This window comes from Variovorax saccharolyticus (genome assembly GCF_030316765.1).
Classification (GTDB): Bacteria; Pseudomonadota; Gammaproteobacteria; order Burkholderiales; family Burkholderiaceae_C; genus Variovorax; species Variovorax saccharolyticus.
The window spans coordinates 294084-309473 of record NZ_JASZYT010000002.1 but is presented as its reverse complement, the minus strand read 5'-3'; the positions used below and the strand labels follow the sequence as shown (position 1 = coordinate 309473).

Below are 15390 nucleotides of genomic sequence, written 5' to 3'. Positions count from 1 at the left end.
CTTTTTCATTGGCTAGCCGATCGCCGCCGCCCGTTCGCGCCGCGCCTCCGAATTCGGATGCAGCGGGCGCAGGTACTCGTGCAGCGCCAGCGCGGCGGCCCCGACCGCTGTCGCCCACTCGCCATAGCGCGCCGCGCGCACCACCGGAGGCGGCAGCCCGGCGCTTTCGGCATAGTCCTGCACCGTCGCGATCGCGCCCGGCAGGAAGTCCGCATGTGCCTCGACGGATTTCCCGCCGACCACGATCGCACGCGGCTCGAAGGTGACCCACAGGTTCTGCAGCAGCACGCCGAGAAAGCGGGCCGCGCGCGCAGGCCCTCCGGCGTCGCGGTCGAGCGCGCGCGAACCGAGAAAGACCTCGGCGCAGCCCTGCCGCCCGCACGAACAGCGCGGGCCGTCGATCTGCAGCACCGTGTGGCCGATCTCGCCCGCCATGCCGCGGGCACCCGTGAACAGCAGGTCGTTGAGCACCACGCCGGCGCCGACGCCAACATCGCAGCTGACGAAGATCAGCGGGTCCTCGCCCTCGCCGTCCGAGAACTCGAACTCGCCGAGCACCCCGGCATCGGCATCGTTCTGCAGCTGCACCGCGATGCCGGCCAGGCCCTCGCGCGCCAGTGCCTCGGCCAGCAGCGGCAGCAGGTCCAGGTTGCGCCAGCCCAGGTTCGGCGCGAAGCGCACCATGCCGGTGGCATCGTCCATCGCGCCCGGCACGCCGACGCCGATGCCCGCCAGCCGCAGCCCCGTGGCCTGCAGCCGCGCATGCACCGCCGCCACCATGCGCGCGACCTGGGCGCTGGCCACCTCCGGCGCGCGGTCGGCCAGCGGCTGCGCATCGGAATGCAGCAGTTCGCCGCGCAGCGACACGCAGGCCACGCGCACCACCTCGACCGCGATCTCGACGCCGACCAGCGCGCGCACGCCGACGTTGATCGACAGCGGCGTCGACGGCCGCCCGAGCCCGTCGGCCACCGGCGCCTCGGCCTCCTCGAGCCAGCCGTCGTCGAGCAGTTCGCGCACCAGCAGGCTCACGGTCGACTTGGTGAGGCCGCTCACGGCCGCCAGCCGCGCACGCGACAGGCCGGGCCGCGCCCTCAGCAGCCGCAGCAGCACGCTGCGATTGATGCGCTTGACCAGCTGCTGGTCGCCCGTGGTCTTCATCCGGCGTGTTCGGCCTGCGGTTTTCCCTCGGGCCGCTTGCCGGCGATGATCATCCCGAGCACCTCGTCCTCGGTCACGTCGGCGGTGCGGTAGGTGCCGACCAGCCGGCCGTTCTTCATGACCGCCAGCCGGTCGCTGAGGCCGAACACGTCGGGCATGTCGTGCGTGATCAGGAAGATGCCGACGCCGTCGGCCTTGAGCTGCTTCACCAGCGCGCCGACCATCGCGGTCTCTTCCGGCCCGAGCGCGGCGCAGGGCTCGTCCATGATCAGGATGCGGGCGTTGAAGTACAGCGCCCGAGAGATCGCCACCACCTGCCTCTGGCCACCCGACAGCCGGCGCACCGGCACCCGGATGTTGGTGAAGTTCTTGTTGAGGCGCTGGAACACGCGGCGCGCCTGGCCTTCCATGAAATGGTCGTCGAGGGTGCGCCAGGGCGTGAGCTTCTCGCGGCCGAGGAACAGGTTGGCCACCGAGTCGAGGTTGTCGGCCAGCGCCAGCGTCTGGTAGATGGTCTCGATGCCCTGCGCCTGGGCCTCGGAGGGCGTGCGGATGTTCACCTTTTCGCCTGCGATCAGCGTGTCGCCGGAGTCGATCGGATAGGCGCCCGCGAGCATCTTCATCAGGGTCGACTTGCCGGCGCCGTTGTGGCCCAGCAGCGCGACCACTTCGCCGGGATAGAGGTTGACGCTGACGCCATCGACCGCCTTCACGCCGCCGAAGGCCTTGCGGATCTCGCGCAGCTCGACCAGGGGTGGGTTGGCACTCATCTAGCTCTCTCCGAACTTCTTGCGGTACAGCACGTCGAACACCACCGCCACGATCAGCACCTGGCCGATGATCACCATCCGCTTGCCGATCGGCACGTCGAGCAGCAGCATGCCGCTGTCGAGCGATTGCATGATCAGCGCGCCCAGCACCGAGCCGAAGATCGAGCCGCTGCCGCCGGCCAGTGCCGTGCCGCCGATCACCGCGGCGGCGATCACGTAGAGCTCCATGCCCGAGCCGAGCGAGTTGGTGCCGGCGTTGAGCCGCGCGATCGAGACGATCGCCGCGATGGTCACCAGCACCGCCAGCAGCGCGAACAGCATCAGCGTCACCCGCTTGACCGGAATGCCGACCAGCGCCGCCGCGTCGGGGTTGCCGCCCATCGCGAACACGTAGCGCCCGAAGCGCGTGCGATGCACGATGAACGACAGCACCACCGCCACCACGGCCCAGATGAGCACCGGGATCGGCATGCCCTGGCCCTCGGTCTTCGACGAGATCTGGTAGTTGTTCATGGTGGCGGCGAAGGCGAACACCACCGCCACCGGCACGGCAGTGAGGAGCAGGTCCAGCCACAGCGGCTCGACCGGCATCTCGTGGCGCAGGCGCGCGCGCCGCTTCTGCAGCATGCGCGCGAACAGCACGGCCGCGACCCCCAGCGCCAGCACCCAGGTCGCCGTGGTGCCGATGCCGCCGTCGTAGCCGCCGCCCAGGCGCTGGAAGAACTCGTCGTTGACCGGCTGCGTCTTGCCGTCGGCCACCAGGAAGGCGGCGCCGCGAAAGGACATCAGCCCGCCCAGGGTGACCACGAAGGACGGCACGCCGAGCACCGCGGTGAGCCCGCCCTGGTAGAGCGACACCAGCAGCGCCACCGCCAGCCCTGCCAGGCAGGCGGCGGGCCAGGACCAGCCCGAGCTGTACTGCAGGTAGGCGATCAGCACGCCGACGAAGCCCATCACCGAGCCGACCGAGAGGTCGATGTGGCGGGCCACGATGATCAGCACCATCACGGTCGAGACGATGCCGACCACCGCGGTCTGCTGGGCGATGTTGTAGAGGTTCTCGGGCGACAGGAAGATGCCGCCCGACAGCACGTGGAAGACGATCGCCATCACCACCAGCAGCACGCTCATGAGCGTGAGCCGGAGGTCGACGCCGCTGCGACGCCACAGATTCGGTGACGTACTCATGATGCGGGCTCCCTTCCAGAAACACCGCGGAACCGGCTTTGCCGGGCCGCTGGTGTTGCCCCCGGAGAGGGGGTGGGCGGCCACACGAAGTGGGCCAACCTGGGGGTGAACTTCATTTGCAGGCGGGAGGTGCCTTGTCGCCGGCCACTCCCTTGCAGAGTTCGTCCTTCTTGATCCAGCCCGCCTTGACCACCACGTCGAGGTTGTCGCGCGTGATCGGCACCGGCGTCAGGAAGCGCGAGGAGATCGCCACCTTCTTCTCGCCGCCGCTCCAGTCGGCCGCCTTCTCGGCCGGCTTGCCAGCGGCCAGCGCGACCGCGGCGGACGCCGCCTCGCGGCCGAGCTCGCGCGAGTCCTTCCAGACCGAGACGGTCTGGGTGCCGAGCGCGATCCGGTTCAGCGCCGCGAAATCGGCGTCCTGGCCCGAAACCGGAATGCCGCGGATGCCCTTGGCCGTGAGGGCCGCCACCGCGCCGCCGGCGGTGCCGTCGTTGGAGGCCACCACCGCGTCGACCTTGTTGCCGGCCTTGGTCAGGATCTGCTCCATGTTCTTCTGCGCCACCTCGGGCTTCCAGCCCTCGGTGAACTCGTCGCCGACGATCTTGATGTCGCCCTTCTTGACCGCCTCGGCGATCACCTCCTGCTGGCCGGCGCGCAGGAAGTTCGCGTTCGGGTCGGTCGGCGAGCCCTTGATCATCACGTAGTTGCCCTTGGGCTGCGCCTTGTAGACCGCGCGCGCCTGCATGCGGCCGACCTCGGTGTTGTCGAAGGTGATGTAGAACACGCCGGGCGTCTCGATCAGGCGGTCGTAGGCCACCACCGGCACTTTCTGCTTCAGCGCCTTGTTGACTGCCGGCAGGATCGCGTCCTTGTCCATCGCCAGCACGATCAGTGCCTTGGCGCCCTTGGACATCAGGCCCTCGATGTCGCCGAGCTGCTTCTCGGGCGAACCGCCGGCGTCGGCGCTGATGTACTTGGCGCCGAGCTTCTCGAGCTGGGCCTTGATCGCGGCCTCGTCGGTCTTCCAGCGCTCTTCCTGGAAGTTGGACCAGCTCACGCCGACCACGGTCTGGGCGGCGGCGCCGATGGCGCTGAGGCCCAGGGCCAGGGCGGCCAGGGCAGGCAGGGTACGGACGAGCTTCATGGTGTGTCTCCAGCGTTCTTGGTTGAGTCGCTCTATTAGTTTGAGCAACGAACTAACTATGTCAGCGGGCCTCCGCCTGCGGCATTGGGACAATCCCTGCGGGTAAATGCGCGGCCGCTTCATTAGTCACAAGCGATACGATTTCCGCCTGAACGCACGCTGTGCATGAGCCGGAGACAAGATGGATTCTGAGATTCCAGCGCCGGAGCGCCTCGCGCTCTATCGCACGATGGTGCGCATCCGCGCCTTCGAGAACGCCGCCGAAGCGGCCAGCCAAGGCGGCGTCAGCGCCTATGGCCAGGAGGCCGCGGGCGCCGCCAAGGTGCGCGGCCCGCTGCACTTGTCGACCGGCCAGGAGGCCGTGCCGGCCGGCGTCTGTGCCCATTTGAGTCCCGCCGACTACCTGACCTCCACCCACCGCGGCCACGGCCACACGCTGGCCAAGGGCGCCGATCTCGGCCGCATGATGGGTGAGCTGTTCGGCAAGGCCACCGGCTTCAACGGCGGCAAGGGCGGATCGATGCACATCGCCGATTTCTCGGTCGGCATGCTGGGCGCCAACGGCGTGGTGGCGGCCGGCCTGCCGATCGCGGTCGGCGCCGCGCATGCGCAGAAGCTGCTCAAGAAAGACGCCATCACGGTCTGCTTCTTCGGCGACGGTGCGATCAACCGCGGGCCCTTTCTCGAATCCCTCAACTGGGCCCGTGTCTACCAGCTGCCGGTGCTGTTCGTCTGCGAGGACAACCGCTGGAGCGCCACCACCGCCAGCGGCCCGATGACCGCCGGCGAAGGCGCCTCGGCGCGCGCCGAGGCACTCGACATCGCGGCCACCCAGGTCGACGGCAATGAGGTCTTCGCGGTCCATGCCGCGGCCCGCCGGCTGGTCGCCGAGGTGCGCGCCGGCCACGGCCCGCGCCTGCTGCACGCCCTCACCTACCGCGTGAAGGGCCATGTCTCGGTCGACCCGGCGGCCTACCGCGACCCGGCCGAACTGGCTGCCGCGCTCGAGACCGACCCGATCGCGCGGGCACGGGCCCGGATGGTCGCCGGCGGCATCGATGCCGCCGCGCTGGCGCAGATCGAAAACCAGGCCCACGCCGAGGTCGAGGCCGCCCTGGCCGCCGCCGACGCCGCGCCCTGGCCCGAGGCCAGCGCCGCCTTCACCGACGTGCAGACCACCGGAGCCGGACAATGGACATGACACATGACAGCACCCTGGCCACGGCCGTCCGGCCACTGAGCTACGCCGAGGCCGCCGCGCTGGCGGTGCAGCGCGAGATGGAAGCCGATCCGCGCGTGGTGGTGCTCGGCGAGGACGTCGGCCGGGGCGGCATCTTCGGCCAGTACAAGGGCCTGCAGCAGCGCTTCGGCGCCGAGCGCGTGATCGACACGCCGATCTCCGAGGCCGCCATCATGGGCGCCGGCGTCGGCATGGCGCTCGCGGGACTGCGCCCGGTGGTCGAGATGCGGGTGGTCGACTTCGCGCTCTGCGGCATGGACGAGCTGGTCAACCAGGCGGCCAAGAACCGCTTCATGTTCGGCGGCCAGGGCCGCGTGCCGCTGGTGGCGCGCATGCCCGGCGGCATCTGGGACGCTTCGGCGGCACAGCATTCCCAGTCGCTGGAGGCCTGGTTCGCCCACCTGCCGGGCGTGGTGGTGGTGTGCCCGTCGACGCCGCAGGACAACCATTCGCTGCTGCGCGCCGCGCTGCAATGCGGCGATCCGGTGGTCTACATCGAGCACAAGACGCTGTGGAACACGCGCGGGCCGGTCGACGAGAGCCTCGCGCTGCCGCTGGGCAAGGCGGCCCGGCGCCGCCGCGGCGATGCACTGACGCTGGTCAGCTGGGGCCGGCAGATGCAGATCTGCGAAGCCGCCTGCGACACCCTGGCGGCCGACGGCATCGCGGTCGACCTGATCGACCTGCGAACGCTCTGGCCCTGGGACCGCGAGGCGGTGCTGGGGTCCTGCGGCCGCACCGGACGCCTGCTGGTGGTCCACGAGGCGGTGCAGGCGGCGGGCTTCGGCGCCGAGATCGCCGCCACCGCGGCCGAGGCGACCGGCTGCCGCATCGCCCGGCTCGGTGCGCCGCGCATTCCGGTCGGCTACGCGCCGGTGCTGGAGGCCCAGTCGCGCGTCGGCGCCGACCGGATCGTGAGCGCCGCGCGGGCCTTGCACGGATGAGCCTCGACCGGCCGCGTGCAGGCGCTGGCAGCGCAGCGCGACGCACGAGGGTCGCCGCATGACCAGCGCGCCCGCACCGTCAGTGGAAGACACGGTCTTCCTGAAGCTGGTGCGGGTCGTGAACCTGACGGCGCGGCCCTTCCAGCAGCGGGTCGGCCGCGAGCACCAGCTGACGCTCAACGAGTGGCGCACGATGGCGCTGCTGGGCAGTCGGCCGGGCCTCACGGCGACGCAGCTCGCCGACCTCACGGGGCTCGACAAGATGGCCGTCAGCCGGGCCCTCGCCGGCCTGCAGCGCGCCAAGCGGCTGCATCGCCACGAGGACCCGACCGACCAGCGCCGCAGCCGGCTCTACCTGAGCAGCGCCGGCAAGGCGGTCCATGCGCAGGTCGTGGTGCAGGCCCGCCAGCGCGAAGCCGAACTGTTCGCCGGCGTCGCGGCCGACGAACTGCAGCAGCTCGACGCCACGCTCGACAAGCTGATCGCCTCGGTCCGCCGCGACACGGCCGGGCCCGGCTCAGGCTGAGAAGCCGCCGTCGATGCTGAGGCTGGCGCCGGTCACGAAGGCAGCCTCCGGGCTGGCGAGATAGGCGACCATGCCGGCGATCTCCTCGCCGCGCCCGTGGCGTGCCAGCGCCATCAGCGCATGCATCGCTTCGGCGTTCGGGCCACCGGCCGGATTCATCTCGGTATCGACCGGACCGGGCTGCACGTTGTTGACCGTGATACCACGCGGGCCGAGGTCGCGCGCCAGCCCGCGGGTCAGGCCGCTGATGGCCGACTTGCTCATCGCGTAGGCGGCGAAGCCGGGCCACGGCATGCGCTCGGCGTTGGTGCTGCCGATGGTGATCACGCGGCCGCCCTCGCCCATGTGGGGCACCGCCGCCTGGGTGGCGACGAACACCGCCCGCACGTTGATCGCCAGCGTGCGATCGAAGTCGGCGAGCGGCATCTGGTCGACGCTGCCGCCGAGAAAGACGCCGGCGTTGTTGACCAGGATGTCGATGCGGCCGAAGGTGCGGGCCGCCAGCGCGACCGCGGCGCCGAGCGCTTCGGCGTCGGCGCTGTCGGCCCGGATCGCCAGGACGCGGCCGCCGGAGGCCTCGATCTCGCCCGCCAGCGCCTGTGCCGCCGCCTCGTTGCCGGCATAGGTGAAGGCGACCGCTGCGCCGTCGCGGGACAGGCGCCGCACGATCGCGGCACCGATGCCGCGCGAGCCGCCGGTGACGAGGGCGACCTTGCCGGCTTGAAGGGGTTGAGTGGAGGGGATGGTGGACATGCTTTGCTCCTGGAGGGGTTGGAATGGGTCCAGTGTCGTGAATTCATTGAATGCCCGGTAGCCATCGATCTGTCGCATCAAATTCAACCCATGGTTGAAAATCGCAGCATGCAACCGCTCAGCCACCTCGAATCCTTCGTTCGCAGCGCAGAGGCCCTGAGCTTCTCCGCCGCGGCCCGCCAGCTCGGCCTGACACCCGCGGCGGTCAGCAAGAACGTGGCCCGCCTGGAGGCCGCCCTCGGCGTCCGCCTGTTCCAGCGCAGCACCCGCAAGCTGACCCTCACCGAAGGCGGCGAGCGCCTGTTCCGCGAGATCGGCGGCGCCCTCGGCACGCTCGCCGACGCGGTCGCGGGCCTCGCGCAGGACGGCGGCGCACCGGCCGGCATCCTCAAGGTCAGCATGGGGCTGGCTTTCGGGCGCGCCTACGTGCTTCCGCATCTGGCCGAGTTCCTGGCGCGCTATCCGGCCGTGCAGCCCGACTGGCACTTCGACAACCGGCAGGTCGACCTGATCGGCGAGGGCTTCGACGCCGGCATCGGCGGCGGCATCGAATTGACGCAGGGGCTGGTGGCGCGCGAGCTGGCGCGCATCCACATCGTGGCCACGGCGGCGCCGTCCTTTCTCGCCGGCAAGCGCCAGCCGCGCCATCCGGCGGACCTGGCCGGGCTCGACGGCATCGTTCGGCGTTCTTCGCCGACCGGCCGCGTGCGCTCCTGGACGCTTCGCAACCGCGCCGGCGAAGAAGGCGCGGTCGAGACCCGGCCGCGCCTGGTCTTCAGCGACCCGGAGGCGATGCGCGACGCCGCGGTGATGGGGCTGGGAGTGGCGCTGCTGCCGATGGCCTTCGCGCTGCCGGCGCTCGAGAGCGGCGCGCTGGTCCGGCTGCTGCCGGGCTGGTATGCCGACAACGGGCCGATCTCGCTCCACTACCCGAGCAAGAAGCTGCTGCCGGCCAAGACCCGGGTCTTCGTCGACTTCCTGGTGGAGAGGCTGCGCGAGCAGGATTTCGCGCGCCGGATGCTCGGCAACTGAGAGGGCATCGCGGACGGCGCGGCCGCACGGGGTTTCCACTCGCGACGCCGACGCAGCTTCGCCGGTAAAACACAGGCCATGACCCTCCCCACCTCCTTTCCCCGCCGCAGCGCCCTGGCGCTGGCCGCGATCAGCGCGTTGAGCTTGCTGGCCGGCCCCGCCGCCGCCCAGGGCAGCTGGCCTGCCAAGCCGGTCCGCATCGTGGTGCCCTTCGCGCCCGGCGGCACCACCGACATCCTCGCGCGCGCCGTCGCGCCCGAACTGTCGAAGGCCTTCGGCCAGCAGTTCATCGTCGACAACCGGGCCGGCGCGGGCGGCAACGTCGGCGCCGAGATCGTGGCCAAGGCCCCGAACGACGGCTACACGCTGCTGATGGGCACGGTCGGCACCCACGGCATCAACCGCGCGCTCTACCCCAAGCTGCCCTACGACCCGATCAAGGATTTCGTGCCCATCACGCTCGTGGCGGCGGTGCCCAACGTGATGGAAATGAACGTCGACAAGGCGCGCGCCCTGAACATCAACAACGTCGCCGACTTCGTGAAGTACGCCAAGGCCAACCCCGGCAAGCTCAACATGGCCTCGAGCGGCAGCGGCACCTCGATCCACCTGGCGGGCGAGCTCTTCAAGAGCATGACCGGCAGCTACATGACCCATATCCCGTACCGCGGATCGGGCCCTGCGCTGCTGGACCTGGTCGGCGGCAATGCCGACGTGATGTTCGACAACCTGCCCTCGTCGATGCAGCAGATCAAGGGTGGCAAGCTCAAGGCGCTGGCCGTGACCAGTTCGCAGCGCTCGCCGGCACTGCCCGACGTGCCGACCGTCGAGGAGGCTGGCGGCCCCGCGCTGAAGGGCTACGAAGCCAGCTCCTGGTTCGGCCTGCTGGCCCCGGCCGGCACGCCGCCCGAGATCGTCAACCGCATCCAGCAGGAGGTGGCGAAAGCGCTCGCCTCGCCGGCCGTGAAGGAAAAACTGGTCGCCCAGGGCGCCATCCCGAGCGGCAATTCACCCGCCGACTTCGCCAAGCTGATCGACGCCGAGCACACCAAGTGGGCCAAGGTCGTGAAGGCGTCCGGCGCAAAGGTGGACTAACAGCCGCAGATCTCGGGCCGCCGAAGGCCGGCCCTCGTTGGTGAAACACCGCGGAACCGGCTTCGCCGGGCCGCTGGTGTTGCCCCCGGCAGGGGGTGGGCGTCCGGACACGAAGTGCCGGACAACCTGGGGGCGAGCTAAACCTCCCAGATGACGTCCTTGCCGTCGGCCCGGGAGTCCTTGAGCATGTGCAGCAATGGCGCCGCGCGCTGGCGCAGGCCAATGTGCTGCTTCTCGGCCTCGTTGTCGTGGCCCTCGACCGCGTAGGCGTCCGCGTTGTGGGTGTTCTCGCCCTCGCGCGCCATGGCGGCCTCGAGCGCCGCGATGGCCGCCGGCATCTGGTCGACCGTGATCACGCCCTTCGGGGCGGGCGCCCTGCCGATGATCTCGAACAACTGGCGCGCGTTCACTTCGAGCATCACGAACGGGGGTGTGGCCCGCGATTGGAATCGATAGAGCATGTAGCCTCTCTTTACTTGCTGTAGATGTAGTCCCGAACGAAAGGGTACTCCGATTGCGCGCCGCGCAGCGTCCGCGCATCGACCTGGCCGTCCGGCCGGGTCGACAGCATCTGGTGCAGCGAGATCCAGCCCTGCTCGAAACTCATCGCCGAACCGGCCAGATAGAGCCGGTAGGCACGCAGGATGCGCTCGGCGTTCTCGCCCTGTCGGCCGCCGCTGCGCTGCAGCACTTCGCGCGCTTCGTCGAGCCGCGACTCGAGCGTGTCGGACCAGGCCCACAGCGTGCGTGCATAGTGGGGCCGCAGGTTCTCGGTATCGACCATCTCCAGCCCCGCCGCCGCGGTTTCGCGCAGCACATGGGTCACGTGCAGCAGTTCGCCGCCCGGGAAGATGTACTTCTCGATGAAGTCGCCCATGCCGGCGCCGAGCTGCCGGTAGTCGAGCCCGCCCGAAGTGATGCCGTGGTTCATCACCAGCCCGCCGGGCACCAGCAGCGAATGCAGCTTGCGGAAGTAGGTGCCCATGTTGGCGCTGCCCACATGCTCGAACATGCCGACCGAAGAGATCTTGTCGAAGGGCTCGGCATTGTCGAGCTGCCGGTAGTCGCGCAACTCGACCCGCACCCGGCCCTGCAGCCCCTTCTCCTCGATCAGGCGCTGCACGTGGGCGTGCTGGTTCTTCGACAGCGTGATGCCGGTGGCATCGACGCCGTAGTGCTCGGCCGCCCACATCAGGAGCGCGCCCCAGCCCGAACCGATGTCGAGGTAGCGCTCGCCCGGCTTGAGCATCAGCTTGCGGCAGATGTGGTCGAGCTTGGCTTCCTGGGCCTGGGCCAGCGTCATGTCGGCGCTGCGGAAGTAGGCGCACGAATAGACCCGCCGCGCATCCAGCCACAGGGCGTAGAAGTCGTCCGACACGTCGTAGTGGAACTCGATCTGGGCCGCGTCCTTGCCCAGCGAATGCGAGCCCCGCGATTTCGCGCGGCGCTGCAGGCGGCTCCACCAGCCGGTGTCGGTCTCGGCCGGGTTGCCGGGCAGCAGGCCGACGGCGACGTCGATCAGGTCGCGCATGGCGCCTTCGATCTGGACCCTCCCCTCGACGTAGGCCTCGCCGATCGCACCGATCTGGCGCCGCCCCAGCTTGGCCAGCTCGGCCCAGTCCTTGAAGGCCAGGGTAACGCGGGCGCCGTCCTGGGAGACCTCCCGGCCGTCGGGGAGTTGCAGCGCGACAGGGACGGACAGAGAAGAAAGCTGGGACTCGATCTTCGGTATCAGGCTTTGCATGCAGAACATTCTTGCCAGCGGAAACGGCCCCGTCAACCACAGGGGCATGGAACTTCGGGCTTCCCATGGTTGACACGAGATTGTTTATGTCTAAACTATTTATCCATGAATAGCTTCACTCCGAATCTTCGCCGCGTGCTGTGCATCGGCGGTGGCCCTGCCGGGCTCTACTTCGCGCTGCTGATGAAGGCCCGCCAGCCTTCTCTGGAGATCACGGTGATCGAGCGAAACCGCCCGTTCGACACCTTCGGCTGGGGCGTGGTGCTGAGCGACCAGACGCTGGCCAACCTGGCCGCCGCCGACGCGCCCACCGCCAAGCTGATCGGCAACGAGTTCCATCACTGGGACGACATCCAGGTGTTCTTCAAGGGCCGGCAGGTGCGCTCGGGCGGCCACGGCTTCTGCGGCATCGGCCGCAAGCGGCTGCTCAACATCCTGCAGGAGCGCTGCCTCGAGCTCGGCGTCAACCTGGTGTTCGAGACCGACGCCACCGACGACCAGGCCCTGGCGGCGCAATACAAGGCCGACCTCGTGATCGCCAGCGACGGCCTCAACAGCCGCATCCGCCAGCGCTACGCCGAGGTCTACCAGCCCGACATCGACCTGCGCAAGTGCCGCTTCGTCTGGCTCGGCACCCACCAGACCTTCGACGCCTTCACCTTCGCCTTCGAACAGACCGAGCACGGCTGGTTCCAGGCTCACGCCTACCAGTTCGACGACAAGACCTCGACCTTCATCGTCGAGACGCCCGAGGCGGTCTGGGAGGCGCACGGGCTCGACAAGATGGAACAGCCCGAGGCCATCGCCTTCTGCGAGAAGCTGTTCGCCAAGTACCTGGGCGGCCACACGCTGATCAGCAACGCCACCCACCTGCGCGGTTCGGCCAACTGGATCCGCTTCCCGCGCGTGGTCTGCAACCACTGGACGCACCGCGTCGAGGTCGACGGCCGCACGGTGCCGGTGGTGCTGATGGGCGACGCCGCCCACACCGCGCACTTCTCGATCGGCTCCGGCACCAAGCTGGCGCTCGAAGACGCGATCGACCTGGCGAACGAGTTCGAAAGCGGCGGCGACATCGACCCCGTGCTCGAGGCCTACGAGGCCCGCCGCAGCGTCGAGGTGCTGAAGATCCAGAACGCGGCGCGCAACTCCACCGAATGGTTCGAGAACGTGCCGCGCTACACCGGCATGGAGATCGAGCAGTTCGCCTATTCGCTGCTCACGCGCTCGCAGCGCATCAGCCACGAGAACCTGCGGCTGCGCGACACGCAGTGGCTGGGCGGCTACGAGCAGTGGCTGTCGGGCGGCAAGCCGGTCGCACCGATGCTGATGCCGCTCAAGGTGCGCGGCCTCGAGCTCAAGAACCGCATCCTCGTCTCGCCGATGGCCACCTACAGCGCGGTCGACGGCGTGCCGCAGGACTTCCTGCTGGTGCACCTGGGCGCGCGCGCACTGGGCGGCGCCGCGATGGTGATGGTCGAGATGACCAGCCCGACGCCCGAGGGCCGCATCACACCGGCCTGCACCGGGCTCTACAACGACACGCAACAGGCCGCCTTCCAGCGCATCGTCGACTTCGTCCATGTGCAGTCGAGCGCGAAGATCGGCATGCAGCTCGGCCACAGCGGCCCCAAGGGCTCGACCCAGGTCGGCTGGGAAGGCACCGACGAGCCGCTCGCCAGCGGCAACTGGCCGCTGCTGTCGGCCAGCGCGCTGGCCTATGGCGAGCAGAACCAGCTGCCGGCGGCCATGACCCGCGAGCAGATGGACCTGATGCGCGACCAGTTCGTCGCCTCCACCCGCCGCGCCGCCGAGATCGGCTTCGACTGGCTCGAGCTGCACTGCGCCCACGGCTACCTGCTGTCGGCCTTCCTGAGCCCGCTGACCAACCTTCGCACCGACGACTACGGCGGCAGTGTCGAAAACCGCCTGCGCTACCCGCTCGAGGTGTTCCGCGCGATGCGCGCCGCCTGGCCGGCCGAGCGCCCGATGAGCGTGCGCATCTCGGCCCACGACTGGGCGCCGGGCGGCAACACCGACGCCGACGCGGTGGAAATGGCGCGCGCCTTCAAGGAAGCTGGCGCCGACTTCATCGACGTCTCCTCGGGCCAGACCACGCGCGCCGCCAAGCCGGTGTATGGCCGCATGTACCAGACGCCTTTCGCCGACCGGATCCGCAACGAGGTCGGCATCTCGACCATCGCGGTCGGCGCCATCACCGACGCCGACCAGGCCAACAGCATCATCGCGGCCGGCCGCGCCGACCTCTGCGCGATCGCCCGGCCGCACCTGGCCGATCCGGCCTGGACCTTGCACGAGGCCGCCAAGCTGCAAAGCCGCGAGGTCGACTGGCCCAAGCAGTACCTGAGCGGCCGCGACCAGATGTACCGCGAGATCGCCAAGCAGCAGCAACTCGCAGCGGCGCTGGCGGCCGCGCCGCGCGCCGCCGAAGAGGAGCAATGACCATGGACATGGAGGCACGCGCCCACAGCGAGCACCCGGACGAGCTCCGGCTCTGGCTGCGCCTGCTGACCTGCACCCAGCTGATCGAGAAGCAGGTGCGCAACGAGCTGCGCGAGCAGTTCGCCACCACGCTGCCGCGCTTCGACCTGATGTCGCAGCTCGAGCGCGCGCCCGAGGGGCTCAAGATGAACGAGCTGTCGCGCCGCATGATGGTAACGGGCGGCAACGTCACCGGCATCACCGACCAGCTGGTCACCGAAGGGCTGGTCGAGCGCGTCGATGTGGCCGGCGACCGCCGTGCCTGGCGGGTGCGCCTCACGGCGCGCGGCCGCAAGCTCTTCAACGACATGGCGCAACAGCACGAAGCCTGGATCTGCGACGCCTTCGCGTCGCTGAGCCCGAAAGAAATCAACCAGCTCCACAAGCTGCTCGGCAAGGTCAAGCAGCACTCGCATCAACAAATGGCGGAGGCCCTATGAAGCACTACATCGGCGCGGCAAGTCCCATGCGCGCACAGTTCGAACCCAAGGCCGGCTACCAGGCCGAGCATTTCTCGTGGGCCTTCGAGGCCGGCGTCGGCACCATCACGCTGAACCGCCCGGAGCGCAAGAACCCGCTCACCTTCGACTCCTACGGCGAGCTGCGCGACCTGTTCCGGGCGCTGAACTACGCCACCGACGTCAAGGCGATCGTGGTCACGGGCGCGGGCGGCAATTTCTGCTCGGGCGGCGACGTCCACGAGATCATCGGCCCGCTGACCCGCATGACGATGCCCGAACTGCTCGAGTTCACGCGCATGACCGGCGACCTCGTGAAAGCGATCCGCCATTGCCCGCAGCCGATCGTCGGCGCCATCGACGGCGTCTGCGCCGGCGCCGGCGCCATGATCGCGCTGGCCTGCGACCTGCGCTACGGTTCGCCGGCGACCAAGACCGCCTTCCTGTTCACGCGGGTCGGGCTGGCCGGCGCCGACATGGGCGCCTGCGCCCTGCTGCCGCGTGTGATCGGCCAGGGCCGCGCCTCCGAGCTGCTGTTCACCGGCCGCGCCATGACCGCACAGGAGGGCCAGGCCTGGGGCTTCTTCAACGCCCTGCACGACAGCGACGCCCTGCTCGCCGCCGCCACCGCGGTCGCCCGCGATCTGGCCGAAGGCCCGAGCTTCGCCCACGGCATGACCAAGACCATGCTGTCGCAGGAATGGTCGATGACCATCGACCAGGCGATCGAGGCCGAAGCCCAGGCCCAGGCGATCTGCATGCAGACCGAAGACTTCAAGCGCGCCTACGAGGCCTTCTCGGCCAAGCGCAAGCCCGCCTTCCAGGGAGACTGA

15 protein-coding genes are annotated in these 15390 nt (G+C 69.5%); 8 read left to right on the top strand and 7 right to left on the bottom strand.

What is annotated here, in order from left to right; all coding sequences use genetic code 11:
- Positions 1-12: 12 nt before the first annotated feature.
- The 4 genes from QTI45_RS07575 to xylF all read right to left on the bottom strand — a co-directional run bounded on the left by QTI45_RS07575 (position 13) and on the right by xylF (position 4263).
- The gene (locus tag QTI45_RS07575) at positions 13-1161 is read right to left on the bottom strand and encodes an ROK family transcriptional regulator (RefSeq protein WP_286653921.1); all 1149 of its coding nucleotides are present in this window, start codon (positions 1159-1161) and stop codon (positions 13-15) included.
- A complete protein-coding gene (locus QTI45_RS07570) occupies positions 1158-1931 on the bottom strand; it encodes an ATP-binding cassette domain-containing protein (protein ID WP_286371113.1) in 774 nt (257 codons plus the stop codon). Before QTI45_RS07570 ends, QTI45_RS07575 begins: the two co-directional genes overlap by 4 nt.
- On the bottom strand, positions 1932-3119 hold the full coding sequence (locus QTI45_RS07565; RefSeq protein ID WP_286371112.1) for a sugar ABC transporter permease: 1188 nt from the start codon (positions 3117-3119) through the stop codon (positions 1932-1934). It abuts the gene before it with no gap.
- Between the two features lie 112 nt (positions 3120-3231).
- The gene (xylF, locus tag QTI45_RS07560; RefSeq protein ID WP_286371111.1) at positions 3232-4263 is read right to left on the bottom strand and encodes a D-xylose ABC transporter substrate-binding protein; all 1032 of its coding nucleotides are present in this window, start codon (positions 4261-4263) and stop codon (positions 3232-3234) included.
- Positions 4264-4444: 181 nt separating this feature from the next.
- On the opposite strand from xylF, the gene QTI45_RS07555 reads away from it, so the two are divergent.
- The 3 genes from QTI45_RS07555 to QTI45_RS07545 are packed head-to-tail and all read left to right on the top strand — an operon-like array spanning position 4445 to position 6973.
- Complete coding sequence (locus QTI45_RS07555) at positions 4445-5464, top strand: thiamine pyrophosphate-dependent dehydrogenase E1 component subunit alpha (protein WP_286371110.1); 1020 nt, start codon at positions 4445-4447, stop codon at positions 5462-5464.
- Complete coding sequence (locus QTI45_RS07550) at positions 5461-6447, top strand: alpha-ketoacid dehydrogenase subunit beta (RefSeq protein ID WP_286653920.1); 987 nt, start codon at positions 5461-5463, stop codon at positions 6445-6447. The genes QTI45_RS07555 and QTI45_RS07550 overlap by 4 nt, the downstream gene beginning before the upstream one ends.
- 58 nt (positions 6448-6505) lie before the next feature.
- Positions 6506-6973, top strand: coding sequence for a MarR family winged helix-turn-helix transcriptional regulator (locus QTI45_RS07545; protein ID WP_286653919.1), 468 nt, complete (start codon positions 6506-6508; stop codon positions 6971-6973).
- Here the strand turns inward: QTI45_RS07545 and QTI45_RS07540 are convergent.
- Positions 6965-7726, bottom strand: coding sequence for an SDR family oxidoreductase (locus tag QTI45_RS07540; RefSeq protein WP_286371107.1), 762 nt, complete (start codon positions 7724-7726; stop codon positions 6965-6967). The two genes, QTI45_RS07545 and QTI45_RS07540, sit on opposite strands and share 9 nt — an antisense overlap.
- Positions 7727-7834: 108 nt before the next feature.
- On the opposite strand from QTI45_RS07540, the gene QTI45_RS07535 reads away from it, so the two are divergent.
- Both QTI45_RS07535 and QTI45_RS07530 read left to right on the top strand, forming a co-directional pair.
- Complete coding sequence (locus tag QTI45_RS07535) at positions 7835-8758, top strand: LysR family transcriptional regulator (protein WP_286653918.1); 924 nt, start codon at positions 7835-7837, stop codon at positions 8756-8758.
- 78 nt (positions 8759-8836) lie between these two features.
- Positions 8837-9853 (top strand): Bug family tripartite tricarboxylate transporter substrate binding protein, encoded by a 1017-nt coding sequence (locus QTI45_RS07530; RefSeq protein WP_286653917.1) that lies wholly within the window; start codon positions 8837-8839, stop codon positions 9851-9853.
- A gap of 137 nt (positions 9854-9990) precedes the next feature.
- On the opposite strand, the gene QTI45_RS07525 is transcribed toward QTI45_RS07530, so the two are convergent.
- Positions 9991-10314, bottom strand: a complete 324-nt coding sequence (locus QTI45_RS07525) for a DUF1840 domain-containing protein (protein ID WP_286371104.1) — start codon at positions 10312-10314, stop codon at positions 9991-9993.
- An 11-nt stretch (positions 10315-10325) separates the two neighbouring features.
- On the bottom strand, positions 10326-11597 hold the full coding sequence (locus tag QTI45_RS07520; RefSeq protein WP_286653916.1) for a class I SAM-dependent methyltransferase: 1272 nt from the start codon (positions 11595-11597) through the stop codon (positions 10326-10328).
- Positions 11598-11702: 105 nt separating this feature from the next.
- On the opposite strand from QTI45_RS07520, the gene QTI45_RS07515 reads away from it, so the two are divergent.
- The 3 genes from QTI45_RS07515 to QTI45_RS07505 are packed head-to-tail and all read left to right on the top strand — an operon-like array spanning position 11703 to position 15390.
- Complete coding sequence (locus QTI45_RS07515; RefSeq protein WP_286653915.1) at positions 11703-14060, top strand: bifunctional salicylyl-CoA 5-hydroxylase/oxidoreductase; 2358 nt, start codon at positions 11703-11705, stop codon at positions 14058-14060.
- Positions 14061-14062: 2 nt separating this feature from the next.
- Entirely contained in the window at positions 14063-14539 is a 477-nt protein-coding gene (locus QTI45_RS07510; protein ID WP_286653914.1) for a MarR family winged helix-turn-helix transcriptional regulator, read from the top strand.
- Positions 14536-15390, top strand: a complete 855-nt coding sequence (locus QTI45_RS07505; RefSeq protein WP_286653913.1) for an enoyl-CoA hydratase family protein — start codon at positions 14536-14538, stop codon at positions 15388-15390. The genes QTI45_RS07510 and QTI45_RS07505 overlap by 4 nt, the downstream gene beginning before the upstream one ends.

Coding starts and splice junctions, on each gene's coding strand:
- QTI45_RS07575 (WP_286653921.1), bottom strand. CDS start 1,161: ATGAAGACCACGGGCGACCAGCAGCTGGTCAAGCGCATCAATCGCAGC.
- QTI45_RS07570 (WP_286371113.1), bottom strand. CDS start 1,931: ATGAGTGCCAACCCACCCCTGGTCGAGCTGCGCGAGATCCGCAAGGCC.
- QTI45_RS07565 (WP_286371112.1), bottom strand. CDS start 3,119: ATGAGTACGTCACCGAATCTGTGGCGTCGCAGCGGCGTCGACCTCCGG.
- xylF (WP_286371111.1), bottom strand. CDS start 4,263: ATGAAGCTCGTCCGTACCCTGCCTGCCCTGGCCGCCCTGGCCCTGGGC.
- QTI45_RS07555 (WP_286371110.1), top strand. CDS start 4,445: ATGGATTCTGAGATTCCAGCGCCGGAGCGCCTCGCGCTCTATCGCACG.
- QTI45_RS07550 (WP_286653920.1), top strand. CDS start 5,461: ATGACACATGACAGCACCCTGGCCACGGCCGTCCGGCCACTGAGCTAC.
- QTI45_RS07545 (WP_286653919.1), top strand. CDS start 6,506: ATGACCAGCGCGCCCGCACCGTCAGTGGAAGACACGGTCTTCCTGAAG.
- QTI45_RS07540 (WP_286371107.1), bottom strand. CDS start 7,726: ATGTCCACCATCCCCTCCACTCAACCCCTTCAAGCCGGCAAGGTCGCC.
- QTI45_RS07535 (WP_286653918.1), top strand. CDS start 7,835: ATGCAACCGCTCAGCCACCTCGAATCCTTCGTTCGCAGCGCAGAGGCC.
- QTI45_RS07530 (WP_286653917.1), top strand. CDS start 8,837: ATGACCCTCCCCACCTCCTTTCCCCGCCGCAGCGCCCTGGCGCTGGCC.
- QTI45_RS07525 (WP_286371104.1), bottom strand. CDS start 10,314: ATGCTCTATCGATTCCAATCGCGGGCCACACCCCCGTTCGTGATGCTC.
- QTI45_RS07520 (WP_286653916.1), bottom strand. CDS start 11,597: ATGCAAAGCCTGATACCGAAGATCGAGTCCCAGCTTTCTTCTCTGTCC.
- QTI45_RS07515 (WP_286653915.1), top strand. CDS start 11,703: ATGAATAGCTTCACTCCGAATCTTCGCCGCGTGCTGTGCATCGGCGGT.
- QTI45_RS07510 (WP_286653914.1), top strand. CDS start 14,063: ATGGACATGGAGGCACGCGCCCACAGCGAGCACCCGGACGAGCTCCGG.
- QTI45_RS07505 (WP_286653913.1), top strand. CDS start 14,536: ATGAAGCACTACATCGGCGCGGCAAGTCCCATGCGCGCACAGTTCGAA.